General features: G+C 51.4%; 13 protein-coding genes and 1 other RNA gene. 5 read left to right on the top strand and 9 right to left on the bottom strand.

The features are described 5' to 3' along the window. Positions 1 to 34: 34 nt before the first annotated feature. From WBG78_RS08835 to WBG78_RS08825, 3 genes are read right to left on the bottom strand one after another with little or no spacing between them, the layout of a single operon-like run. Positions 35 to 1270, bottom strand: coding sequence for a hypothetical protein (locus WBG78_RS08835; RefSeq protein ID WP_337326041.1), 1236 nt, complete (start codon positions 1268 to 1270; stop codon positions 35 to 37). After that, complete coding sequence (locus tag WBG78_RS08830) at positions 1264 to 2277, bottom strand: PorP/SprF family type IX secretion system membrane protein (RefSeq protein WP_337326040.1); 1014 nt, start codon at positions 2275 to 2277, stop codon at positions 1264 to 1266. Before WBG78_RS08830 ends, WBG78_RS08835 begins: the two co-directional genes overlap by 7 nt. Before the next feature lie 8 nt (positions 2278 to 2285). After that, positions 2286 to 13082 (bottom strand): tandem-95 repeat protein, encoded by a 10797-nt coding sequence (locus WBG78_RS08825; protein ID WP_337326039.1) that lies wholly within the window; start codon positions 13080 to 13082, stop codon positions 2286 to 2288. A 361-nt stretch (positions 13083 to 13443) separates the two neighbouring features. Here WBG78_RS08825 and WBG78_RS08820 point away from each other — a divergent pair, with 361 nt between their 5' ends. The 3 genes from WBG78_RS08820 to WBG78_RS08810 all read left to right on the top strand — a co-directional run bounded on the left by WBG78_RS08820 (position 13444) and on the right by WBG78_RS08810 (position 16387). After that, positions 13444 to 14151: a YebC/PmpR family DNA-binding transcriptional regulator gene (locus tag WBG78_RS08820; protein WP_337326038.1), complete on the top strand. Its 708-nt coding sequence runs from the start codon at positions 13444 to 13446 to the stop codon at positions 14149 to 14151. A gap of 289 nt (positions 14152 to 14440) precedes the next feature. Next, positions 14441 to 15346, top strand: coding sequence for an outer membrane beta-barrel protein (locus WBG78_RS08815; protein ID WP_337326037.1), 906 nt, complete (start codon positions 14441 to 14443; stop codon positions 15344 to 15346). Between the two features lie 9 nt (positions 15347 to 15355). Beyond that, the gene (locus tag WBG78_RS08810; RefSeq protein ID WP_337326036.1) at positions 15356 to 16387 is read left to right on the top strand and encodes a phosphotriesterase family protein; all 1032 of its coding nucleotides are present in this window, start codon (positions 15356 to 15358) and stop codon (positions 16385 to 16387) included. 31 nt (positions 16388 to 16418) lie between these two features. Here WBG78_RS08810 and WBG78_RS08805 read toward each other — a convergent pair whose 3' ends face one another. The 5 genes from WBG78_RS08805 to WBG78_RS08785 all read right to left on the bottom strand — a co-directional run bounded on the left by WBG78_RS08805 (position 16419) and on the right by WBG78_RS08785 (position 23196). Further along, positions 16419 to 17951 carry a sensor histidine kinase gene (locus tag WBG78_RS08805; protein ID WP_337326035.1) on the bottom strand — a complete coding sequence of 511 codons (1533 nt, stop codon included), beginning with the start codon at positions 17949 to 17951 and terminating at the stop codon, positions 16419 to 16421. Positions 17952 to 18161: 210 nt separating this feature from the next. After that, positions 18162 to 19085 (bottom strand): ribose-phosphate diphosphokinase, encoded by a 924-nt coding sequence (locus WBG78_RS08800; protein WP_337326034.1) that lies wholly within the window; start codon positions 19083 to 19085, stop codon positions 18162 to 18164. A 124-nt stretch (positions 19086 to 19209) separates the two neighbouring features. Beyond that, positions 19210 to 20697, bottom strand: a complete 1488-nt coding sequence (locus WBG78_RS08795; RefSeq protein ID WP_337326033.1) for a mandelate racemase/muconate lactonizing enzyme family protein — start codon at positions 20695 to 20697, stop codon at positions 19210 to 19212. A gap of 40 nt (positions 20698 to 20737) precedes the next feature. Next, positions 20738 to 21670, bottom strand: a complete 933-nt coding sequence (locus WBG78_RS08790) for an RraA family protein (protein ID WP_337326032.1) — start codon at positions 21668 to 21670, stop codon at positions 20738 to 20740. Positions 21671 to 21777: 107 nt separating this feature from the next. After that, positions 21778 to 23196: an enolase C-terminal domain-like protein gene (locus WBG78_RS08785; protein WP_337326031.1), complete on the bottom strand. Its 1419-nt coding sequence runs from the start codon at positions 23194 to 23196 to the stop codon at positions 21778 to 21780. Positions 23197 to 23401: 205 nt separating this feature from the next. Between WBG78_RS08785 and WBG78_RS08780 the strand changes: the two genes are divergently transcribed. Further along, complete coding sequence (locus WBG78_RS08780) at positions 23402 to 23911, top strand: hypothetical protein (protein WP_337326030.1); 510 nt, start codon at positions 23402 to 23404, stop codon at positions 23909 to 23911. On the opposite strand, the gene WBG78_RS08775 is transcribed toward WBG78_RS08780, so the two are convergent. Continuing rightward, a complete protein-coding gene (locus tag WBG78_RS08775) occupies positions 23831 to 24421 on the bottom strand; it encodes a GNAT family N-acetyltransferase (RefSeq protein ID WP_337326029.1) in 591 nt (196 codons plus the stop codon). The two genes, WBG78_RS08780 and WBG78_RS08775, sit on opposite strands and share 81 nt — an antisense overlap. A gap of 50 nt (positions 24422 to 24471) precedes the next feature. Between WBG78_RS08775 and ffs the strand changes: the two genes are divergently transcribed. After that, an RNA gene (gene ffs / locus WBG78_RS08770) (signal recognition particle sRNA small type) lies at positions 24472 to 24566 on the top strand. The last annotated feature ends 97 nt before the right edge of the window (positions 24567 to 24663 follow it).

The raw sequence follows: 24663 nt of genomic DNA, 5'->3' as shown, positions 1-24663 counted from the left end.
TCCCTACAAAAACAGAATCAGGCCCGTAACGAAGTTATCGATAGAACCTGATCCGTACCATTTCTTTGCTTTGAATGGTGCTTTCTGACTGTTCAGTACTGAAGATAATTCGATTACCTTCTATACCGGCCTGTTTAAAGAAATCCAGGATATTGAGAAGGCGCGCCTGATAAGTCTCCAGGGGCTTATCTGCGGGTTTCATTGCAATGATATTGAACTTGATGTCCTTGTGACCCGCCAGTCCGTTCTTAATCCTGACGAGGTTTTGTTTCTGATAATCATTGAGTTCGCTCGTGCCTCCGTCAAAATAAAGCAGCGGTTGAAGGGTCATGCCCGCGATCCGCTGAATTTCTTCATCAGTGAGATAATTGCGCCGGTCAATATCATATTGGGACTTTTTCTCAAAAACCTGAACCTTGAACAGATCCATTTGCTTGAACCTGTTGGAAGCAAAGTAGGCCACGGTGTCGCCGTAGATGGAGAAGTATGCATCGAGGAACTTGGAATTCACCTGCTCTCCCAGATTTTTTGGCGCCGACCAGATCTCCCACGAATCATAGAGACGGTCGCAGTAAAACACGTCGCCATTGCCCTGACCTGAATGTCCGCTACTGGTAAAATAAAGCCTGCGCTTATTGGCGGAAAGGAATGGTGACATCTCGAAGCCGGTGGTGTTAACAGTGGAGCCAAGGTTCTTTGGCTTTGTCCACTCGCCGCGGTCGTTCTTCACGCTGATGTAAAGATCTTCCCGCCCGCGACTGTCGGGCCCATTCATGGAGATGATCATCACCATCTGATCCGGAGTTACATACATGCCGAGGTATTCGTCTGGTTCCAAACCAGGCACAGGCATAAGCCTGGATCTTGACCACGCTCCTCCCTGTCTTGATATAGAAAGAACACCGTCGGGTCTTTTCGATGAAGAAGTCTTCATGTAATACAACACATCACCCTGCTCTCCAACGCCAACGGCGATGCTATTGGCCCGGTCATTAAGATTTTCCGCATTAACCGCTTTTGACCATAATTTTGTAGACGGATCCAGCATCGACATCCAGATGTCGGAACCGGTAAACTTACCTCCGCGGTTAAAGTCACAAAATGAACGGGTGAAATAGAGTGTCTTTCCGTCATTCGAAAGAATCGGCATGACGTCATCACATTCGGAATTGACGTTGTCCGGGAGTTTTTCGGCTACACCAAACTCCCACTCCTGAGCGATCGCCAATGCTGGAAAGAGGCATGCCCACACAAACAGTATTCTTACCATGTCTGCGGGCTCAGGCGTTTGAAATTGTTCAGACGAATGGAGAGCACCAGCTCGTGGCTTCCATCGCTGAATTGCTGCATACCTCCGGTGGATATTTCATAGGAATAGGATGCTCCCAACATTTCGTTGAGATTGAAACCCAGCATAGCCACAAGGTTGCGTGTGCTGCGGTACGTTGCGCCAAACCATATCTTCTGCTCTATGTACATCTTCGCGTTATAATCGATGGCAAATTTATTGTCTGCCTGCCACAACGCAAGTATGCTGGGTTTCAATATGAGTGAAGGGCTGAGTGGCCAGGCAATTCCCGCCATAATGGTTCCTTTATAAAATGGATCGGCTGCCGTTACCTCTGACGTTTTCAAAGTGGCGTTATACACGGGCAGGTATGAAAATCCTAAGTAGAAATTTGATGAATACAGCAACAGACCTGCCCTGAGACTAATGTCGGTGTGGTTTGCACCATTGGCGCGCATGTTCATCCAGAACGGATCGGGATTTTGTTGAAAGGCCAGTTCCAGAGCGTTCAGGTCGATTCGTGTGTTGTCTATGATTACGCCCACGCCGCCGGATAACCTTACCGTATTTGTCACGGGAAAGTGAAAAGCATAATTTATGCCACCTCCTACCCTGTCGATCGGCCCCAGGGATTCGTTATATACATTCACACCAAAGCCGTGAATCACACGCTTCATAGCCGGGATTTCAACCTGCTTCCGGTTTTTGTTTACCGCGCTGGTGGTACGCAACGCGTGAAGATTCATATCAAGCGGTTCCTTGAGACGGAAGTTGTAAGCCAGGTTCAGCCACTTGGGTGCGCCTGCGCCCATGCCGCTCCACTGATAACGGTATCCGAGCTTCAGATCCTTATAACCCTCGATGCCGGAGAATGCCGGGTTAAATACAGGCGCATATTGAAACGCCTGGTTAGTGCCCGGCACATATTGTGCCTGCACTCCGGCGGCAAATAGGCAGATCGTTAGTATTGTGAGTAGAAGTCTTGCCATGTTTTGCTTTATCTCAGTAGCGTGACAGCGCCTTTATACCTTACTTTATTGTAATGTAAGTCGATGGTGTAATAATATGTATCGGTTGGCAACAGGGCACCATTGTATACTCCGGTCCACGGGTCCTGAAGCCCCTTTGTCTCGAATAACAACAAACCGTTTTTATTGTATACCCTCACTTCGGCATCGTCGTAAAGGTTCTCGGTACGCGACGAAATGTTCCATACGTTGTTAACATCATCGCCCTCATTTGGAGAAAATGCGGATGGAATTTTAAGGTCTTCAAATGTGTAGATCAGCTGAATGAGTCTTGACTGCTGCGTGCTGCTCAGGAGACCGTCATTGATAACGATCGACACGCTTCGCATATCGAGCACGAATTCGGAAGCATTGGTGTATTTGTAAAATACGTTACGCATTGCCTGGTCATACTCAGCCGTAGTGGCCACACCCTGCAGCGTCAGCGTACCCTCGTTAAATGATCCGGTTATGGGAGATGAAGGCAGCGGCTTGTAAGTAAGTACGTCGTTTTCAGGACGGTATTGAAAGCCTTCGATCCGGTTAAATCCTATCTGGGCGTAGGTAAGTTTTCCGCCGTCGTCTTTGCTAACAAATCGTCTGGTCAGCACGGAATCTGCTTCGCTGCCGAGTTCGTATTTCAGGGTGTCCGTTTCGGCCTCCATGGTAAATGTCGGCGCATCGTTCACGCCCTCGACACTAATATTCAAAACCGCGCCATTCTGATTTTCGGGATACGCTTCGAAGCCATCGGCACCGGTCCACAGGAACGAGTCGGGACCGAAATAATCCGGCGAAGGCTGGTATGACAGTGTCGCCAGCTGTTCGGCGGTCAGTTTTTGATTGATCGTCACCGCCCCCGCCGCAGTGCTCAGGGTTCCGTGTTCCGGGAGAGACAAAATCAGTACCTCTGCAATCGGGTTTCCTTCGGGATCATAGAAACCGAGACTAAAATCCGCTGAGGTTATCGACAGGTGTGTATCCTCGGCCACAGCCATGGTGAAATTTGTCACAACCGGCCGCGAGTTGATGGTCAGCGTGTAGCTTCCCGACACGGCTACCCCGGCTTCGTCTGTTGCAATCAGTGATATCGATGCAGATTTAATATCACTTGATGGCGGGATGCCGGATATGGTAGCATGTCCGTTCTCACCCTGGGTAAAGGTGAGCCATGAGGGTAGACCGGGGGCCGTTATGGTAATATCATCGTTATCAACATCGGTGACGATGAATTCATAGGTGTACTCCTTGCCGGGTTCGGTGATTTCAACTGGCGTGGAAACGATCACCGGCGCGTCGTTTACCGGCGTAATGGTAATCGTCAGGACTTTCTCGATGAAGTTCACGTTTGGCGCTGGCGACGAAGCACCATCGTCCTGTAGCCTTACCGTTACGTGGGCCACGCCGAATGCGTTCTCCTTCGGCTTGAACGTCAGGGTGCCACTTGTCTGGCCACTCGCTGGGTTCGGAACCTGCGGAAGCGTTTCAAAAAGTTCTTCGTTGTCCGTACCCACAATGAACTTAAGGGTTTGACCAGCCTCAGGAGCGCCACCGCCGGCAGAAATTCCGTTCAGAGGATAGTTCTGCACACCCGTGCCTTCTTCCATGCTGACTTCATCGTTATCAATAGACCAGCTAAATGTCGGTGCGTCATTGATTGGCGCAACGTTGATCGTCACATCCTGCCCCGCCCCTGGAGGAGAGTCAATAAGCGTGATGCGCATCGTAACGGTACCTGACTGATTGGCGACGGGCCTGTAGATTGCAGATGCAGACGTCGTACCCGGAGGCAACGTAAGCTGCTGGGGAGTTGGCGTCGGGATTAGTGCGGTATTATCAGATGAGAACGAGAGGAACATTTGCTCTGACTCCTTCGGACCTGCACTTATATTGACCACGTTCAGCGTCTGCTGGGGTGCATCCTCAAGAATATTGATCGTCGCTATTGGATTGAACGATGGTGGGTCGTACGCGGGCGTTACCGTCACTGACAGAGGGAATGTGTTGCTGTATGCTTTTCCATCATAGATCCGCACATTGACGGTCAGAGTTCCGAAAAAATTCGCTGACGGTATGATATCGTCATTCTGGAAAGTGTAATTGGTGCCCGCCAGAATGTCGATCGTAAGGTCCTGCTTTTGTGTGTCCGTATCAATGTAGCTCAGGTTGTCAATGGTGAGCGTACCTCTGGTATCCTCAGCAATTACAAGCGGAGCACCGGGGCCGTTTATCACCGGCGCATCAGCGTCGTCGGTTACGGTGATCTGCATGGGCCATGGCGTGCTGTTAGCCAGTCCGTCGCTGACCTGCACGTTGACTGAGAGGGTACCCGTAAAATCGAGCGATGGCGTGATTACATATTCAGTTACCGACACTTGAGAAAAGGTGTAGTTCGTGCCTGGCGATACCGTCATTGAAAATCCGGTGGGGAAACTGTTGTCGGGATCCTGTACATCGAGTTGCGTGACCCGAATGGTTACCGGAATGTCTTCGACCGTCGTTACGAGCGTCTGCCCTACGATCTTCGGCGGGTCATTGATCGGTGCGATGGTAACCTGGGCGTTGAAGACCTCGCTTGTGAGCAGCCCGTCGCTGGCGCGTAGGGGTACCGTGATTACCCCGGTTTGGTTTTCCTTCGGTGTGATCTTGTTTATTCCTGTTACGGTATAAGGTGCGTTGGCGGCTGCAGGCTCAACAACAATGGTGAATGGCACCATCTCGGGATCGGTGATATTAAACAGCCCCGCGTTCAGCTCCAGCTCCGTTTCCTCATTCGTTGAGATCGGATTTTGCCCCGTGATGGCTGGCGGATCATTAACCGCGTTTACCGTTACGTTTGCGTTGAACGGCGCGCTGTCGGCGTCGCCGTCGTTAACCACAACGGACACGATAAGCGTTCCATAATAATTTGCCGACGGAGTAATCGAATATACCCCCGATGCCTCTGACACGGTATAATTGGTACCTGGAAGAATCTTCAGCTTGCGAAGGCTTGCATCGCTGTCGACATCGGAGATGGTGAACGCCGTGATCGGTATCGCATACGTCTGGTCCTCGTTCATCGATATTACGGCTGGCTGTCCGGTTATCGTAGGAGGATCGTTCGTGCTGATGACGGTAATGGCAACGTTAAAAACGGGACCTAGTGGGCCTCCATCGGTAACGCGCACCGGCACGGTGAGCGGACCGTTGTAAAATGCGTCCGGTTTAATTGTTGTACTTCCGCTGATGCTGTAGTGGTCACCTCCAAATGGAACCAGGGTAAGTTCGCTGAGGACATTGTCGGGATCCACCACGTGCAGCATAACAAAGTCAAGCGTAACAGCTACGCCCTCGTTCACTGAAATGGGATCCTGGCTGGTGATGACAGGGGGATCATTAACCGGTGTAACGGTCAGAGTGAATGTGCGTGAAGTTGTGTTGGCACCATCAAAAACACTGATCGTAATGGTTCCGCTTCCGTTCAGGTCCTGTGCCGGCGTGATGGTAACGTTACGGCTACCCGTCGTTCCTGACAACACGATGTTATCGATCGGAAACAACGTCGGATTATTAGTGCTCTTGGAAACGACAAGATCGCTGACTGCTGTTTCCGGATCGCTGATGGTAAATGGAATAGGTCCTGCAGGAGTATCTTCCGCCGTAGAGCGGTTCGCAATGGCTGAGATCGTCGGTGAATCATCGACCGGCGAAACGTTCACTATGAAGTCACGGACCGTCGTGCTATGCCCGTCGTAAACGCTGATGGAGATCGTTGCCGTTCCGCTCTGATTCAGTGCGGGTGTTATGGTTACTGACCTGGATGCGCCGCTGCCCCCGATAACTACGTTCGCGTCGGGGATCAATGTTGTATTGCTGGAACTCTTGTTAACCTGAAGTGTGCCCGGCGCGCCTGGTGTATCGACATCACCGATAGTAAATGGTATCGGACCGGCAACTGCATCTTCAGTGATATTCTGATCGCCGATTGCACTGATCGTGGGTGCATCATCATCAGCAGATACAGTGACTTTGAATGTGCGTGTAGCCGAAGCGGGACCATCGCTCACCTTTACCGTAATGTTGGCTACACCGGAAGCATCCGGCGCCGGCACGATACGTATGGTTCTGGCAGCGCCAACTCCCTCTCCGGTCAGCTCGATATTAGCGGGAGCATTGGGAACAACGGCAACGTTATCCGATGTGGCTGTCACTTGCAGTGCTCCAGCACCGGTTTCAAGGTCTCCAACGGTAAAGTTGATCGCGCCCGTAGCGACGTCTTCCGTCGTTACCTGGTCAGCGATCGCCGTGATGGTTGGTGTATCGTTTACGGGTGTGACTGTAACAACGAATATTTCGGTCACGACATTAATTCCATCAGTTACGGTAATGCTGATCGTGGCCGACCCATTCTGGTTAGGTAACGGCGTAACGGTTACGTTTCGCGAAGCACCTGATCCTCCAAGCACCACGTTTGCGTCGGGAATGAGACTCTGGTTATCGGATGATTTTGAAAGAAGCAGGCTGCCTATTGGCGTGTCGGGGTCACCTATAGTGAATGGTATGGCAGTTGTCGCTCCGTCTTCATTTATAGTCACATCATCAATCGCGGATATCGTAGGGAAATCCTCGACCGCTGTAACCACCACGTCAAATGTTTGAGACACCTGAACGGAGCCATCGTCAACGGTAAGGGTAATGGTCGCCGTGCCGCTTTGAGCAGCAAGCGGCGAAGCCGTAACCGTTCGGTTCGCTCCGCTTCCACCCAATACAATATTCGCCAGTGGGATCAGTGCAGCGTTTGATGTGGCCCGCGTAACGACAAGGGTACCAAGTGACTCAACGTCGCCCACCGTAAACGGAATAGGACCTGTTGTTGCATTCTCGGCAATGGTTTGAGTAGGCGGTTTGGTGATCGTCGGCGGGTCGTTAACGGGGGCGACTACAACATTGAATGTGGTAGTTGCCGTCCGTGTACCCGCGTCTGTAACGGTGAGGGTAATCGTCGCCGTTCCGAAGCCATTGGCTACCGGCACAACGGTTACATTCCACGCGGTTCCACTGCCCGACAGACTGATATTGGCATTCGGAACCAGAGTCGTATTCGAGGAACTCTTGTCAATGGTGAGGGTGCTCACGTCTTCGTCACCGACAGTGAACGGCTGAGGTCCCGTTCCTCCTGGCTGGTCCTCGGTTATGTTCTGCGTCCCAATGGCGGTGATGGTCGGATCATCGTTCACAGCCGCTACGTTCACGGTAAAAGTCTGCGAGGTTATTCCGCCGTCTGTGTCTGTAATCTTAATGGTGATATCCGTTGAACCCGACTGATTGGGTAAAGGTGTAACCGTAACGTTGCGCGACCCGCCCGAACCGCCGATCACAACATTCGCGTCCGGAACGAGGGCCTGGTTGGACGAAGACTTATCAACGGTAAGGCTGGCGGCCGGGGTTTCCACGTCGCTTATAGTAAAGCTGATATTTCCGGTACTGAAGTCTTCATTGATATTCTGCGTGCCGATCACCGGAGTCATTACCGGTTTGTCATTGTCGGCGTTAACCGTTACGGTAAACGTTTCCGTTGCCTGCTCCCCAGTGCCATCATCAACGGTCAGCGTAATCAGGCTGGAGCCAGATGCGTTCGATACAGGTGTGATCTTCACTGTCCAGCTTCCGGGCGAAACCTCAACCAGTTGTATGCCCCCATCAGCAACAACAGCAGTATTGCTGGTTTGCTTGCTGACTGTTAACTGATCAGCAGGTACATCGATATCATTGACAGTAAAAGGAACTGCCGGGCTCGCGATATCTTCAGTCAGTGTCATGTCACTGATCGCGGAGATGGTTGGTGGGGCATCTACTGCCGTCACGGTCAACAGGAACGCACTCTGGGCCGTGCCACCATCCGCGTCTCTCACCGTGAGGGTGATGGTCGCGGTTCCCGACTTGTTGATCTTAGGAATGACATTTACATTCCTCAGAGAACCGGTTCCGGTAAACTGAATTTGCGGCTCATCGGCCAGGACGGTGTTCGAAGAGGCTGAAGTCATTCTGAGGTCAACTACCGGTGTCTCCAGGTCGGCAATGGTGAATCCAAGAAGACCAGTCTGACCATTTTCATCGATGGTCTGTGGTGGTATGCTGGTGATCGTTGGAAGGTCGTTTACCGAGTTCACGGTAAGAACAAATGACATGTCGGCAAACAATGTTCCGTCGCTTACGCGCAGGGTGATGTTCGAAACCCCGAACGCATTGATATTCGGTGTAACCGTGACATTGCGGTCGGCGCCGGTCCCTCCAAAAGCGATGCCTGCTTCATCCACAAGCGCCGTGTTTGAGGAGGAGCCCCTGAGGGTCAGTGAGGCCACAGGCGTATTGGGGTCGCCGATAGTAAAGGGAACAGAGCCCAGGGCGCCATCTTCGTTGATTGTTCTGTTTCCAATGGTGGTTACAAAGACCGGTGGCTGATTGACCTCGAGAACCGTTAGCTGGAAAGTTGTCTGAGCCGTCGCATTGCCGGCGTCCTGCACGATGATCGTAATGTTAGCCGTTCCGAACTGACCAGGAGTTGGTGTAATGGTAACGTTTCTGCCGGCCCCGGCTCCGCCAAACACAATTCCGGTGAGAGGGACAAGTGTGGTATTGCTGCTGTTCTTATCCAAAGTCAGCGTGTTAACGTCGTTGTCAATGTCTGCAATGGTGACGGGAATAGGAGCCGTGGATGTATTCTGATTGATTGACTGATTACCGATAGTCGCGATCGTAGGTGCGTCATTGACGGCGCTAACGGTGACCGTAACCACGTCTGTATCGCTGTGACCAGGAGTGCCGTCGCCGGCGAGCAGGTTGATCTGACCAGTGCCGTTCTGATTGGCGGCAGGTGTTGCCCTTAACGTCCAGGTATTTCCTCCTCCCGTGAGCGAAACATTGGCCTGTGGTATGAGTGTGGTATTTGCTGATGTCGCCGTCAGCGTAAGGCTGGCTGGCGCAGTATCAGGATCTGTTAAAGTGATCGTCGCAGTGTTGCTCACACCACCATCTTCCGTTGCTGTCAGCATGTTGGAGATGCTGATCGAAGGAGCAACTGAAGGATTCACCGTTAACACAAAGTCTTCTGTTACGATGTGTGGGCCATCGGTTAGCCTCACCGTGATCGTCGTCGATCCTGATGCTCCGGGCTGCGGCGTAAGGACCAGTGATCTGGATCCGCCGGTGCCTGTCAGGCTTATACCCGAAGGTGCAACCACGGAAGCATTGCTGCTTTCTACGGCAACCACATGACCGACGAAGCCATCGACGTCAGTAATGGTTACAGGGATGGGCGCTGTTGCCGTGTTCTCTGCTGTTGAAAGATCCGAAATCGGCGCAATTGTCGGAGGATCATTCACTGCGGCTACGGTGACGGTCACCACATCCGTATCGCTATGACCCGGAGTTCCATCGCCGGCCAGTAAATTGATCTGAGTTGTGCCGTTCTGATTGGCGGCAGGTGTTGCTCTTAACGTCCAGGTATTTCCTCCTCCCGTGAGCGAAACATTGGCCTGTGGTATGAGTGTGGTATTTGCTGATGTCGCCGTCAGCGTAAGGCTGGCTGGCGCAGTATCAGGATCTGTTAAAGTGATCGTCGCAGTGTTGCTCACACCACCATCTTCCGTTGCTGTCAGCATGTTGGAGATGCTGATCGAAGGAGCAACTGAAGGATTCACCGTTAACACAAAATCTTCTGTTACGATGTGTGGGCCATCGGTTAGCCTGATCGTGATCGTCGTCGATCCTGAAGCTCCGGGCTGCGGCGTTAGGACCAGTGATCTCGATCCGCCGGAGCCTGTCAGGCTGATACCCGAAGGTGCAACCACAGAAGCATTGCTGCTTTCTACGGCAACCACATGACCGACGAAGCCATCGACGTCAGTAATGGTTACAGAGATGGGCGCTGTTGCCGTGTTCTCCGCTGTTGAGAGATCCGATATCGGCGCAATTGTCGGAGGATCATTCACTGCGGCTACGGTGACCGTCACCACATCCGTATCGCGATGACCCGGAGTGCCGTCGCCGGCGAGCAGGTTGATCTGACCAGTGCCGTTCTGATTGGCGGCAGGTGTTGCCCTTAACGTCCAGGTATTTCCTCCTCCCGTGAGCGAAACATTGGCCTGTGGTATGAGTGTGGTATTTGCTGATGTCGCCGTCAGCGTAAGGCTGGCTGGCGCAGTATCAGGATCTGTTAAAGTGATCGTCGCAGTGTTGCTCACACCACCATCTTCCGTTGCTGTCAGCATGTTGGAGATGCTGATCGAAGGAGCCACTGAAGGATTCACCGTTAACACAAAGTCTTCTGTTACGATGTGTGGGCCATCGGTTAGCCTCACCGTGATCGTAGTCGATCCTGATGCACCGGGCTGCGGCGTAAGGACAAGTGATCTCGATCCACCAGTGCCTGTCAGGCTGATACCCGAAGGTGCAACCACAGAAGCATTGCTGCTTTCTACGGCAACCACATGACCGACGAAGCCATCGACGTCAGTAATGGTTACAGGGATGGGGGCCGTCGCCGTGTTCTCTGCTGTTGAGAGATCCGATATCGGCGCAATTGTCGGAGGATCATTCACAGCCGCCACGGTGACCGTCACCACATCCGTATCGCTGTGACCGGGTATGCCGTCACCGGCAAGCAAGTTGATCTGACCCGTGCCGTTCTGATTGGGAGCAGGCGTTACCGTCAGCGTCCAGGTATTCCCTCCTCCTGTGAGCGAAACATTGGCTTGTGGAATAAGAGTAGTGCTTGCCGACGTGGCCGTCAGCGTAAGGCTGGCCGGCGCAGTATCAGGATCTGTCAAAGTGATCGTCGCAGTGTTGCTCACACCACCATCTTCCGTTGCCGTCAGCATGTTGGAGATGCTGATCGAAGGAGCCACTGAAGGATTCACCGTTAACACAAAGTCTTCTGTTACGATGTGCGGGCCATCGGTTAGCCTCACCGTGATCGTCGTCGATCCTAGAGCACCAGGCTGCGGCGTTAGGACCAGTGATCTCGATCCGCCGGATCCGGTAAGGCTTATTCCAGAGGGTGCTACTACAGAAGCGTTGCTGCTTTCTACGGCAACCACATGACCGACGAAGCCATCGACGTCAGTAATGGTTACAGGGATAGGCGCTGTTGCCGTGTTCTCTGCTGTTGAGAGATCCGATATCGGCGCTATAGTGGGAGCATCATTCACAGCCGCCACGGTGACCGTCACCACATCCGTATCGCTGTGACCGGGTGTGCCGTCACCGGCAAGCAGGTTGATCTGACCAGTGCCGTTCTGATTGGCAGCAGGCGTTACCGTCAGTGTCCAGGTGTTTCCTCCTCCCGTGAGCGAAACATTGGCTTGTGGAATAAGAGTAGTGCTTGCCGACGTGGCCGTCAGCGTAAGGCTGGCCGGCGCAGTATCAGGATCTGTCAAAGTGATCGTCGCAGTGTTGCTCACACCACCATCTTCCGTTGCCGTCAGCATGTTGGAGATGCTGATCGAAGGAGCCACTGAAGGATTCACCGTTAACACAAAGTCTTCTGTTACGATGTATGGGCCATCGGTTAGCCTCACCGTGATCGTCGTCGATCCTAGAGCACCAGGCTGAGGCGTTAGGACCAGTGATCTCGATCCGCCGGAGCCTGTCAGGCTGATACCCGAAGGTGCAACCACAGAAGCATTGCTGCTTTCTACAGCAACCACATGACCGACGAAGCCATCGACGTCAGTAATGGTTACAGGGATGGGCGACGTCGCCGTGTTCTCTGCTGTTGAGAGATCCGATATCGGCGCAATTGTCGGAGGATCATTCACTGCGGCTACGGTGACCGTCACAACATCCGTATCACTATGACCCGGAGTTCCATCGCCCGCTAATAAGTTGATCTGGCCTGTACCGTTCTGATTGGCCGCAGGCGTTACCGTCAGTGTCCAGGTATTTCCTCCTCCTGTGAGCGAAACATTGGCTTGTGGAATAAGAGTGGTGCTTGCCGACGTGGCCGTCAGCGTAAGGCTGGCCGGCGCAGTATCTGGATCTGTTAAAGTGATCGTAGCGGTGTTGCTCACACCACCGTCTTCCGTTGCCGTCAGCATATTTGAAATGCTGATCGATGGGGCCACTGAAGTTACTGTTAGATCGAAATCTTCGTTCACCGTAAATGCACCATCCTTGACCGTCACTGTGATGGTAGTTGTTCCGGAAGCTCCTGTTACGGGCGTGATCGTTATGGTCCGGTTGCCATCCGATCCACCGAAAGCGAACCCAGTGCCATTATTTACCAGTGATGCGTTGCTGCTGATTGCCGATACGATATGTCCTGCGAAACCATCCGGGTCAGTAATGGTAATATCAATGGGACCGGCCACCGTATTCGCGGGGATAGAGACGTTGTTAATAGGCGCGATAGTCGGTGGATCTGCTAAGGGATTGACCGTTACAGTCACTATTTCGGTATCTGAATCGCCCTCCGGATCCGACGCCACCAGGTCAATTTGTGTGACACCATTCGCATCAGGTGCGGGCGTTACGGACAATGTCCAGGTCCCCACCGTTGCGCCTGCTACCAGCGAAACGCCGGCCTGAGGAACCAGCGTTGTATTGGCAGATGTAGCAACAAGTAAAAGATTAGCGGGCGAAGTATCAGCATCCGTCACGGTAATCGTAACGGTACCACTGGACGCGTCCTCATCGGCTGTGAGGTTTCCGGTAGTACTGATGACGGGAGCTTCAAGGACGGCTCCCTGCTTTTCAGGAGTGACTATAGCTGCGCCAATTGCCAGCGGCCCTGAATTCAGTGCCAAAGCAATGACGAGGCAAACAGAAAGGGATGTTTGACGACAAAGCGACATAACTATAGACCGGCCAAAAGTAATAATTTTCCAACTAAATAATGTTTGGGCATAAAATGTAACAGTTCAAGACCCACTTTTTTGCAGCACAGAGTATGAAGTAACTGGCAGACAGAGCTTTATATTGAACTTTTTTTTAACGCAACAGGGCAACTAATCACGTAAGTTTTCGACGGGTTTTGTCGATTTCCTAATCACCAGGGTGAGTCTGCCGATCATCAACGAGCTCCAATTATCGCTGGCGGGTCACCTTGACTAATTGTATATCTGCTCTATTTTTGCCTTCGCTTAAGATAAACAAAAGTATCAGAACATGGGTCGCATATTTGAAAAAAGGAAGCACAAGATGTTCGCGCGATTTGACAAGATGGCAAAAGCCTTTTCGCGCATCGGAAAAGACATCGCGATAGCAGTTAAACAAGGCGGCCCGTTACCCGAAAACAATCCACGCCTGCGGGTATGCATTCAGAACGCGAAAGGTGTGAACATGCCGAAGGACCGGATTGAATCAGCCATCAAACGCGCATCCTCCAAGGAAGAAAAGGATTTCCAGGAAGTAATCTATGAAGGTTATGCGCCGCATGGTGTTCCTATCGTGGTGGAAACGGCGACTGATAATCCAACGAGAACGGTAGCCAACGTCCGCCTCATTTTCTCCAAGAACAGCGGCGCAATGGGCAATTCGGGATCCGTCGCATTCATGTTTGACCGCAAGGGGGTTTTCAAGTTTGACCCTGCCGCCATCAACCTCGACGAACTCGAACTCGACCTGATCGATGCCGGCGCCGAAGAGATCGAACCTGGCGATGAGGACCTCACGCTGTATACTAAGTTTTCCGAATTTGGCCATATGCAGAAGTTCCTTGAATCCCGCGGCCTCGAGGCAAAGAGCGCCACGCTTCAGTACCTTCCGACGACTACGAAGGAACTACCTGAAGACCAGCAGGATGAAGTGCTGAAGCTTGTTGAGGCTCTGGAAGCGGACGACGACGTGCAAAGCGTTTATCACAACCTGGCGTAAATCCTGAATTCGTCGTTGCGTTGATTGTTCACGGAAGGGGATTTCGATGGACGCGTTTTGCTATTGATCTGTGATGCCTACGGCATCTTAATTGGTCGAAGATGCCTGCGGCATCTCAATTGGTCGATGATGCTACGGCATGTCAATTGGCCGAAGATGCCTCGGCACCTCAATTGGCCGAAGATGCCTCCGGCATCTCGGCTGGCCAAATAACGCCTCGCCGGTTATGCCTCAGAGAGGGCAGTTGTGTAGCGTACCTTAGCCATTGTGAAATCAGTCGAATAACGACATGGCCCCCGGCAAGTTCTTACTACGTGCTTTCATTTTTTCCCTGCTCCTGCTTCCTGGGGCGGTGCTGCAGGCACAGGAGCTTTCCATGTCCTTTGGGCTGCATACCGGCATCATGTCTACCCTGACCATGGACAACGGCATATCCCGTGACCCGCGATACCGGCCATACTATGGCATCAAGTTCGCCCCTATCGGCGCCAACTTCAGCGTCAATTATGAATATTTTGGGTTCGTTATATCGCCTTCACTCATCAACGTTGGACAGAATTCGTACGTACTGAACAACTACGACGGCGATATCGGCGACCGGGAGTACAACCTGAAGTACCTGACCATTCCCGTGGGCTTCAAGGTGCACATCGTGAACCTCGCCTTCCTCAAGATCAGCGGAATTGTTTCACTCAGTCCTTCGTATTTGCTTGATGGCTCAGAGACAGTTAGCCACGCCGCCGACATCATGACATTTCCCAAAGACGTTTATCCGATCTTGCCACCCGATTACAACATCGAGTACGACGGGGTCGCCGTACCGGAAGTCGACCAGTATGTGATTTCCAGCAAGTCGGATTTCCGACCGATGCAGGTGTTTGCAGGTGCAGGACTTCAATCAGACTGGGACGTTACCAACAGCTGGCGCGTATTCTTTGACCTTCGTTTTAATTACGGCTTGTTCGATCCGCGCACAAAGTCTTATCTTGATAAGGTAAACTCACATCAGACGCTGTATGATATACCCGGAACGCGTCACGACATGTTTGGACAGTTCAATATTGGCATCGCGCGATACATAGACTTCGAAAAGAAGGATGTTGAGAAAAAGAAAAAGATACGTAGTGAACGCAAGGGCTATACGCCGAAAAAATATCCGTACCGGAAACCCAGAAACTCGAAGCCGGGCGGTTAACGCTCCGGTATGATCAGAAGACGCACATTTCTTGAACTTGCGCTGGCCGCCCTTCCCCTTTCACTGCGGGCGACCACGATTCCCGAACCAAAATCAATACCTTTCGAAGGCAAAGTCGTCACGGTCAACGGAGCCATTGCTCCCGAAGCCCTCAGCACGACCCTCATTCACGAACATATTCTCGTTGACTTCTCAGGATACGCGCAGTACGATCCAACTCGCTGGAACGACGACGACGTGGTTCAAAAGATGTTGCCCTTTCTTAAAGAACTGAAGGAAGCAGGCTGCAGGTCTCTGATTGACTGCACACCAAACTTTCTGGGCCGTGACCCATTACTGCTGAGCCGCCTTAGCAAGCTGTCGGGTCTCCACATCATCACCAATACCGGTTACTATGGAGGCTCTGATAACAAGTACCTGCCTCCACAGGCGTTCAGTGAAACGGCGGAGCAACTCGCTGCGCGCTGGATCCGCGAAACAACGGAAGGGCTGGACGGCACGAAAATATATCCTGGATTTATCAAGATAAGCGTCAATCCCGGTCCCCTTTCAGAGGTTTCACGCAAGCTGATTGCTGCTGCGGCAATGACACATCTTCAAACGGGATTAACCATTGCCTCACACACGGGGCCGGCTGTTGCTGCCTTTGAAGAGCTGAGTATTCTTCAAAAGCGTGGAGTCGCGCCAGGTGCATTCATCTGGGTACATGCCCAGAACGCTACCGCCGAAGAACACATTCGTGCGGCGCAGCAGGGCGCCTGGGTCAGTCTCGATGGACTGTCCGACGAAAACACCGATTTGTATGTCTCTTTTCTGTCGAACATGAAAAAGGCGGATCTCCTGTCCCGGGTGCTTATTTCACATGATGCAGGCTGGTACGAACCCGGCAAGCCCAACGGTGGGACTGTACGCGGATACACTGTACTTTTTAAAACTTTGCTTCCGCGATTGAGGGCATCAGGTTTTAACGACCAGGAGATCACTCAGCTGATGGTCATTAACCCCGCATCTGCGTTTACTGTAAAAGTCCGACGGATTTAACCGCACAAAAAAAAATAACCCGCAGCAGGTGTCACTGCCCGGCCTTCAGAGCAATATGCGGCAGCAAGATGGTAAATGTTGTGCCTACCCCTACCGTTGATTCAACGCGGATCGTTCCGGCAAGTTTTTCAACTACGCCCTTCACGATATACAAACCGAGCCCTGATCCCTTGCTGTCAGCACTGGCTCTGAAAAACATTCGGAATATGCTTTCGAGATGTTCCTCAGCAATACCCAGTCCATTGTCCGCAAACTGAAGCTCAGCATGATCAGATCCTGACCTTATTCTCACATGAAGGCGCGAGGCCTTTCGCGTATCGCGATACCGAACCGCGTTTGCAATTATGTTATTCAGAATGATGCTCAAACGGCTGGCATCTGACTCAAACGGCTCAATCACATCCACATCCTTCGTGATGGTCAGCGAGCTTGCTCCTTCCATATATTTGAGCGCCTCAAAAGACTCATCCAGCAGCGCATCGAAATCGATCTGCTTGAGCTTCACTTCCATCCGGGAGTTTCTCGAGTAGAGGATGATGTCCGTGATGAAATGATCCAGTTTGTCGATGCTTTGATCAATCAGTTCCAGGTACTTCGGCGCATGCTCTTTCTCTGGATCCATGTTGATCATGTTGAGCAACCCCTTCACCGACATCAGCGGCGCACGCAGATCGTGAGAGGCGCTGTACACGAAACGATCGAGCTCGGAATTGATCTTGGTTAGCTCCTCATTCTGCGACTTAAGTAGTACTTCCGTCCTCACCTGTTGTGTAATGTCGCGGGCATAGGCAGTAACTCCCGTCACCACTCCGTTCTCCACGATAGGATACGTTTTGATCTCAAGATTGCGAAGCTCCTTTTCGCCCTGGAAAACCTCGTGAAACTTACCAGGCTTGCCTGCAAGGCCAGCCTTATAACGGTCGCGCCATTTGTCGATCAGCGACGCATCTCCCGATGGCAGCAGTGACAACACATTTACACCACGGATCGGCCGCACGCCAAACGCCTGCTTATGTATTTTTTGAAATTGTGTATTGAAATCAATCAGTTCGAGATCGGTGTTGATCAGCCAGATGCTGTCATCTACGGTATTGAAAATAGACCGAAGGTTCGCCTCATTCTGAACGATCTTCTTCTGATATGCCTTCCGGACGGTAATGTCGCGGCTGAATACCGATATCAGCTGTGACCCGTCAGGACGCGCCCGTGACATGAAATGGATCTCCCAGTAATAGTTGCGTCCATCGATCTCAAACACATCTTCGACTTTGATGGGCGTGCCGCTCAGGGCGAGAATGCATCTCTCCTTCCACTCTCTGGTGAGCTCAGGATTTTTTTGCTCGAGCGATTCGAGCAGCAGGTTCCCCTTTCTCAGCTCGATGCCATACGTTTCATAGAAGATCCAGAAGAATCCTGAATTCAGATTAACCACTCTGAAGTCCTCATCAAGCAGCAGAATATTGGCATCAGCGTCTTCAATAATAGACGTGAACATATCCTGCCACACATTTACCTCCTGTTTATCAGATGGCGTTTGTTCGCTGAGCTTCAACGGTCGCTTCAAAGTCGATGGGTTATGCCCGTAAAAAATTCTAAACGACAACCTGTACCAACCTGGTAAAGACCGTATGATCCCGCGACAGGGTTTCAGGGTGCTTTGCGTTCAAACGAAGATAAGTGCGATTTGGATGCCCCGCTTTGTAACAAATGTTGTTAATGCTATAAAATCGACCGGCCATTTAACATTTCACACGTTTGCATCAACACGCTGCTATCATCCCATGCTACTGAGACTCTGGCTGCTGATCAGATTTTGAATCGCCCGGGCCAGTAGCTCGGAACAACTTACGATCCCGATCTTAGGATGGTCAATGGCTTCTACAACGGTATCGGTAATGCACAGCTTCACAAGCGATGACTGGGCGATAGTATTGATGGCGTCACCGCTCAACAGCCCGTGCGTACAATATGCCCGTACCGAAAGAGCACCCTGTTCCATCAGAATATTGGCAGCAGCGCACAACGTACCGGCTGTATCAACCATGTCATCGATAATCACGATGTTCTTTCCATGCACGTCGCCGATCACTTCCATGTGCGCCACCTGGTTGGCCTTGAGCCTTTCCTTATGAATGACAGCAAGGTCGGCGTGCACGAACTTCTTGTATTGTTTGATGCGTTTGATGCCGCCAAAGTCAGGACTGCAGAGACAAAGATTTTCGAGCTGAAGCGCATTGATGTGGTCCACGAACAACCGCATGGATGATAACGGATCGACGGGAATTTTATAAAAGCCTTCAATGGCATTGGTATGCAAATCCAGCGTGATGATGCGGTCAGCTCCCATCAGCTGAATGATGTCGGCCACCATGCGCGACGATATTGAAGTCCTTTGTCCGTCGCGTCGCTCCTGACGACTATGCGGAAGATAAGGAATGATGAGCACCACTTCGCGCGCCGAAGAGCGCCGCGCGGCATCTACGGTCATCAGCATTTCAAAGAAATGCTCATAAGGCATGTTGATTTTCGAAAGAAGGAAAACGGTTTGTCCCCTCACGCTTTCATTGAAGCGCACAAACAACTCACCATCGGAAAACTTTTCACTATATACTTCCCCCAAAGGCAGGCCAAGATATGAAGCGATTTTGCTGCCGAGCAATCTGGCACTGGGAGTGGTGTAGAGCTTGAGTGAGTCCATGACAGCAAATTAAGAATTAAGAATTAAGAATTGTGAATTAGCCACCAGCCTTCGGCTGATTGACAGCCACGACCTTCGGTCGTGGTAGCGAATTCTTAATTCTTAATTCTTAATTCTTAATTTCTTAACTGTAGGTACGGTCGTGAGAACGCTTCTCATCCCATTCTTTGGTCGGCGCAAAGTACGACTGATCTGAAGCATGCAAGTGTTTCTTTACTTCATCGTCGATCAGTTCGATGCCCAGACCTGGTGCTGTGAGCGGAACGGGCGCGAATCCTTTGTCGATAAGCTTTCTTCCGTCGGTCGTCTTTACGAGTCCCTCCCACCACGGCAGGTCTACTGAATGGTGCTCCAGAGCAAGGAAGTTCTGAGTGGCCGCTGCGCAATGAACGTTGGCCATGAATGAAACCGGCGTTCCTGCCTGGTGCATTGCCATAGAAATACCTTTCTCTTCAGCATAGTCGCCGATACGTTTCGTCTCGAGGAGTCCACCGGATGATACCAGGTCAGGGTGGATGATGTCGACAGCGTGCTGATCGATCAGAGGCTTGAAATATTCTAAGAGATATATATCCTCGCCGGTCGTGGTTGGCGTTTCGAGTGCGTCGGTAATCGTCTTGTGCTGCTCGGTGTATTGCCATGGCACCATATCCTCGAGCCAGGCGAGGCGATATTTCTCAAGTGCCTTGCCAAGACGAATGCAGTTGTTGACATCGAAGTGACCATAGTGGTCAGTCGACATCGGGATGTCATATCCCACCATGCTGCGCACGTTGTCTACGATCTTGGCCAGTTCGTCAAGACCCTTGTCTGTGATCTGAATTCCTGTGAAAGGGTGACGGGTATTGGCATAAGAACTATAGCCCCCACCCCACTGACTTGTATTGCCGTCTTTCCAAATCTGAGTGTTTACCAGTGTGCCGGGTATTTTCTGCAGTTCATTAATAGATACATCCATCTTCAGCCATGAATATCCCTGCGTCTCAGTCCTGAACTTGATCAGTTTCATTTGTTCTTCAGGGCTGTTGGATTCAGGTGTATCGGCGTAGATGCGGATGTTGTCACGATAGCGACCACCCAGCAATTGCCACGCGGGCACGTTGTATGCTTTGCCGCAGAGGTCCCACAACGCCATCTCTACTGCACACACGCCTCCCGCCTGACGGGCCTGGCCGCCAAACTGTTTTATGATCTTGAATATCTTTTCAACGTTACATGGATTCTCGCCAAGAATGCGGCTCTTCAGCATAAGCGCATAACGCACATCTGCTCCATCTCTTACTTCGCCCAAACCATAGATGCCCTGGTTCGTGTCGATCCTGATGATGGCGGTACGTCCCATCACTGCTGTTACGGCGTAACGAAGGTCAGTGATCTTCAGGTCAGATGGATTTGAAGACTTGTTTACCTTCGATGTAGTCTGAGCGATGGTATCCTCGGTAGACATGCCGAGCATGGTGCCCAGCGTCAAACCGCCCAATGCAGTCTTCTTGAGAAAATTTCTCCGGTTGTCCTGGGTGTGAGGATTGTCTATCTCTGCCTGCCGGTCGGCAGCGGCCTTCGCTTCGCGCTCCTTATTTTGCTTGATGATTGTTTGGAGTACACTTTTCATAGTTGAAAAAGGTTAAGATTGAAACATGTTTGAGGATAGCCTAGTAGTTGCGTTCCTTTAAGTAGTCATCGAGTTCTTTCTTCGTCATCGGCAATTTGCCGGGGTAATTGTTCACCCAGTTCAGAAAGTCTTTCTTGATCTCTTCGGTCCATTCGCTGTCGATTTGACCTGCGAGATATTTCTTTTCGCGCAGTCTCTGATGGCCGAACTCATCGCGCAGCGCGGTCACTTCCGCAGTGATCACAAGGTTCTCAACAAGATGAGCGGGAATGAAGACAGTCCCGTATTTCTTCGCGAGTACCACGTCGCCTGGCAATACCGTTGCGCGTCCCACGCGGATCGGTGCGTTGATCGTTGTGAGCATCATATCTTTGATGTATGAAGGGTCCTGTCCTTTGATCCACGCATTAAAGCCTTTGATTTCCTCAAGACCTTCCTGGTCGCGTACAGATCCGTAGAAGATCACACCGCGCTTCGAGCGTGAATAAATTGAGTTACCGAGGTTGTCGCCGATCAACGTGCCATCGGCAATCTTTCCGTAGCCATCAGCAACGTAAACATCGCCGGGCTGCAGGATATCAATGGGCCAGGAGTTTGTCCCGCCCTGCTGTGCGCGTGCTTCAACCTTGCCCTGCTCCTTCACCTGTGCCTGGAGGTCCGGACGCAGCGGCATGTATTGCGCGGTAACAACACGCCCCGTCATGGCACTGTCGGGCCATATCACCTGCCACTCCCCTTCATACTGATTGTTATAGCCTTTGTTGCGTAGTACACCCCATGCCTCTTCGATAGAGATGTTCTTAAGACGTTTCAGAATTGCATCTGAAACTTTAGGACGCCCGTCGGGAAATCGCTCGCCCTTCCACTCGGCAGTAAGTGCCTTAATGTATTCCGGCGATGAACCAACGCGCTGGCCATAGCTCACCATGGAAGCACAGATACATGCCGAAATCAGCCATAGTTTTTTAATCATAGTGTGTGTTCTTTAATTTATAAATGGTTTACGTTTTGGTCAAAGTTGAAGGCAGGTCGGTTCGCTTCCGGTCGGAATGCCAAACACAGACACAATAAAGTGATTGCCTAAGGTCTTATCAGAGTACCGTCGCGCTTGCGCACCTGCCAGTTTGATTTTGTCGTTATCGGATACTTTGCCGCTTCCTTTTCATTGATGTCGACACCTAGTCCTGGCACCTCATTCACGGACATGTATCCGTTATTCATCGTGGGACATCCGCTGAATACTTCCAGCATCTTGTCGGAGAAACTTACGGCTTCCTGTATTCCAAAATTCCAAACGGTCAGATCGATATGGGCATGAGCGGCATGACCAACAGGTGATACATCGCCGGGCCCGTGGAAAGCTGTCTTGATATTAAACCACTCACCCAGTCGCGCGATTTTCATGGCCGGCGTTATGCCACCAATCTGCGAAACGTGTACGCGAATGAAATCGAACCACTGATTCACCATGGGCATCTTGAATTCATTAATATTATTGAACAACTCGCCCATGGCAATAGGAACAGAGGTGCTCTGGCGCAATAGTTTAAACCATTCCATGTTCTCCGGCGAGAATGGATCTTCGATGAAGAACGGATTGAATTCATCCAGCTTCTTGATCATGTTGATGGCGTCCATCGGCTGAACGCGTTCATGAATATCGTGCAACAGCTCTATTTCCTCGCCGCATGTTTTACGAACCACTTCAAACATCTTCGGAACAGACTTGAGGTACACGCGTTCGTTCATGTAGTTGTCGGTCTCTCCTCCAAAGCCTGCCTTCTTGAAATCGGGTTGCTCGTTGATGGCACCGACCGCCCCATAACCGCCTTGCTGAATGCGTATGTATTTGAATCCGCGTTCCATGATACGCTGAACATCTTCCGCCACGGCCTCGGGCGTATTGCCCTGTGCGTGCGTGTAGCAGGGAATGGCAAACCGCGACTTTCCTCCCAGCAGCTGATACACCGGCATGTTGGCGCGCTTGCCTTTGATGTCCCATAGCGCTTCATCAAGTCCACTCAGTGCATTGTTAAGCACCGGACCATTGCGCCAGTATGAGCTCACATAAACGGCATTCCACATGTCTTCGATGTTGTCAACATCGCGCCCAACACAAAAGTCGTTGAGGTAGCTGTTGATCGCCGTTACCACGGCTACCGCTCGTTGAGTAAATGTAGCACATCCCAACCCATAAAGTCCGGGCTCGGTGGTCTCCACTTTAACGACGATAAGGTTGGAACCCTGGGGCGCTGTAGCAATGGCCTTCACACTTTTGATCTTCACTACGGGTAGGCCCTTTGCATAAGACGGCTTTTCCTCCCGGGCCTGTTCACGCGCTTCATCACGAGCCTGCGTGCCGCTCGCCAGGGCCTGCGTTCCGCTGGCCAGGGCCGGCTGACTGCCAAACATGCTTAGCATGCCGGCGGCAGAACCAATACCTAACATTCTCAAAGTTTCTCTGCGACTGGCGAGAAAATCGTTGCGGGAGGTGGACATATATTATCGTCTGATGAAGGTTGGTTAAAAGTAGCCAGAAAAGATAAACGACCGCGTTTCTTTTTGTGAATGCCGCAGTTTGCCATTCGAGTGGTTTAAGGGGTTGCAATCGGTGTAGTGTTGCGACGATCATCTCAGTTTCTATCGGAACAGAAGTTGCCGCATTTTCATAACTTACTTATCAATAGAGCAGCCTGAAACTCCTATGGGACGAATTACTATGAGCACTATCAACGCCCTGCTTGATACGGCAACCTCGCTTGAATGCGCGGGCGATTATCAATGGGGTCATATGGGATCATGCAATTGTGGATTTCTCGCCAGAGAGATTGTGAGACTTGACAAGGCTGCTATCCATCAGGCTGCCATGCAACGGTATGGCAACTGGACGGAGCAATTAAATGATTATTGTCCCACGAGCGGTCTTCTTATGGATGATATGATCACTGCGATGCTTAACGCCGGATTTGATGTTGATGACCTTCGGCAACTCGAAACGTTATCGAACACGAACGTACTGCGCGCCCTGCCACCTCATCAGCGATTCCTGCAGCACAATGTGAAAGCCGACGTGGTGACATACCTGCGCGGTTGGGCAGTCTGGCTCCGATCGACATTGGAGGATGGACGAGAGTCATCGGCGACCTTCGAGCGGGACTCTGAATTGAATACAATCCCGGGGAATGTTGCCCTGATTGACGAAACGACGCCATAGTGGAAGCCGCGCTTCTTCGATGAATCCACTTTTCAAAAGTACTCTTGCCGAAGCGATGTTTTCAGCATCGACGAAACTCTGAATCCGGTATATCCAGGGCAGGTCCCTGAGATAATTAACCATTGCCGTGCAGGCCTCTGTTGCAAATCCCTGCCCCCAAAAAGCCGGAGAAATAACATAGCCAACCTCGATGCGGCCATCATCGTTCTGGATGCCAAGTGAACCGATAAGTCGGTTGTGAGACCTGATCCTGATTCCAAAAGTAAACTCCACTCCCAGTCCCCAGGATTGTCCAACGTGCTCCAGAAAATTGCGCGTGTCAGTCAATCCCCGGTGCGTAGGCCAGGTCAGATACCGGCCAACCTCAGGTTTGCTTCCATAAGTATAAAAGACCTCTTCTGCGTCGTTTGGCTGCAATCGCCTCAGTTCCAACCGCGTAGTGAATATGTTCTGCTCAATCATCGTAAATGTTGCCTGAACAGCTGTTTGAACTGCAACGGCGCATTTCAATCAACAAGTCAACAAGTCAACAAATCAACAAATAATTCTATATTTGTGCCGGCAAATCGGCACGACCAGCTCCTGCTGAACTCCCCCAGGATCGGAAGGTAGCAAGGGTAGGCGGTTGTAGCGGTGCGATGTTCGGTTTGCCATTTTTTTTATTTGTTGACTTATTGGTCCCGCCGATGGCTGGACGGGTTTGTTGATCCCGCCGATGGCTGGACAGGTTTGTTGGATCCCGCTATTGCTGG

It is taken from the genome of Chryseolinea sp. T2 (assembly GCF_037203685.1).
GTDB lineage: Bacteria > Bacteroidota > Bacteroidia > Cytophagales > Cyclobacteriaceae > Chryseolinea.
Note: the sequence above shows the minus strand (reverse complement) of the source record. Positions and strands in the feature narration are given on the sequence as shown.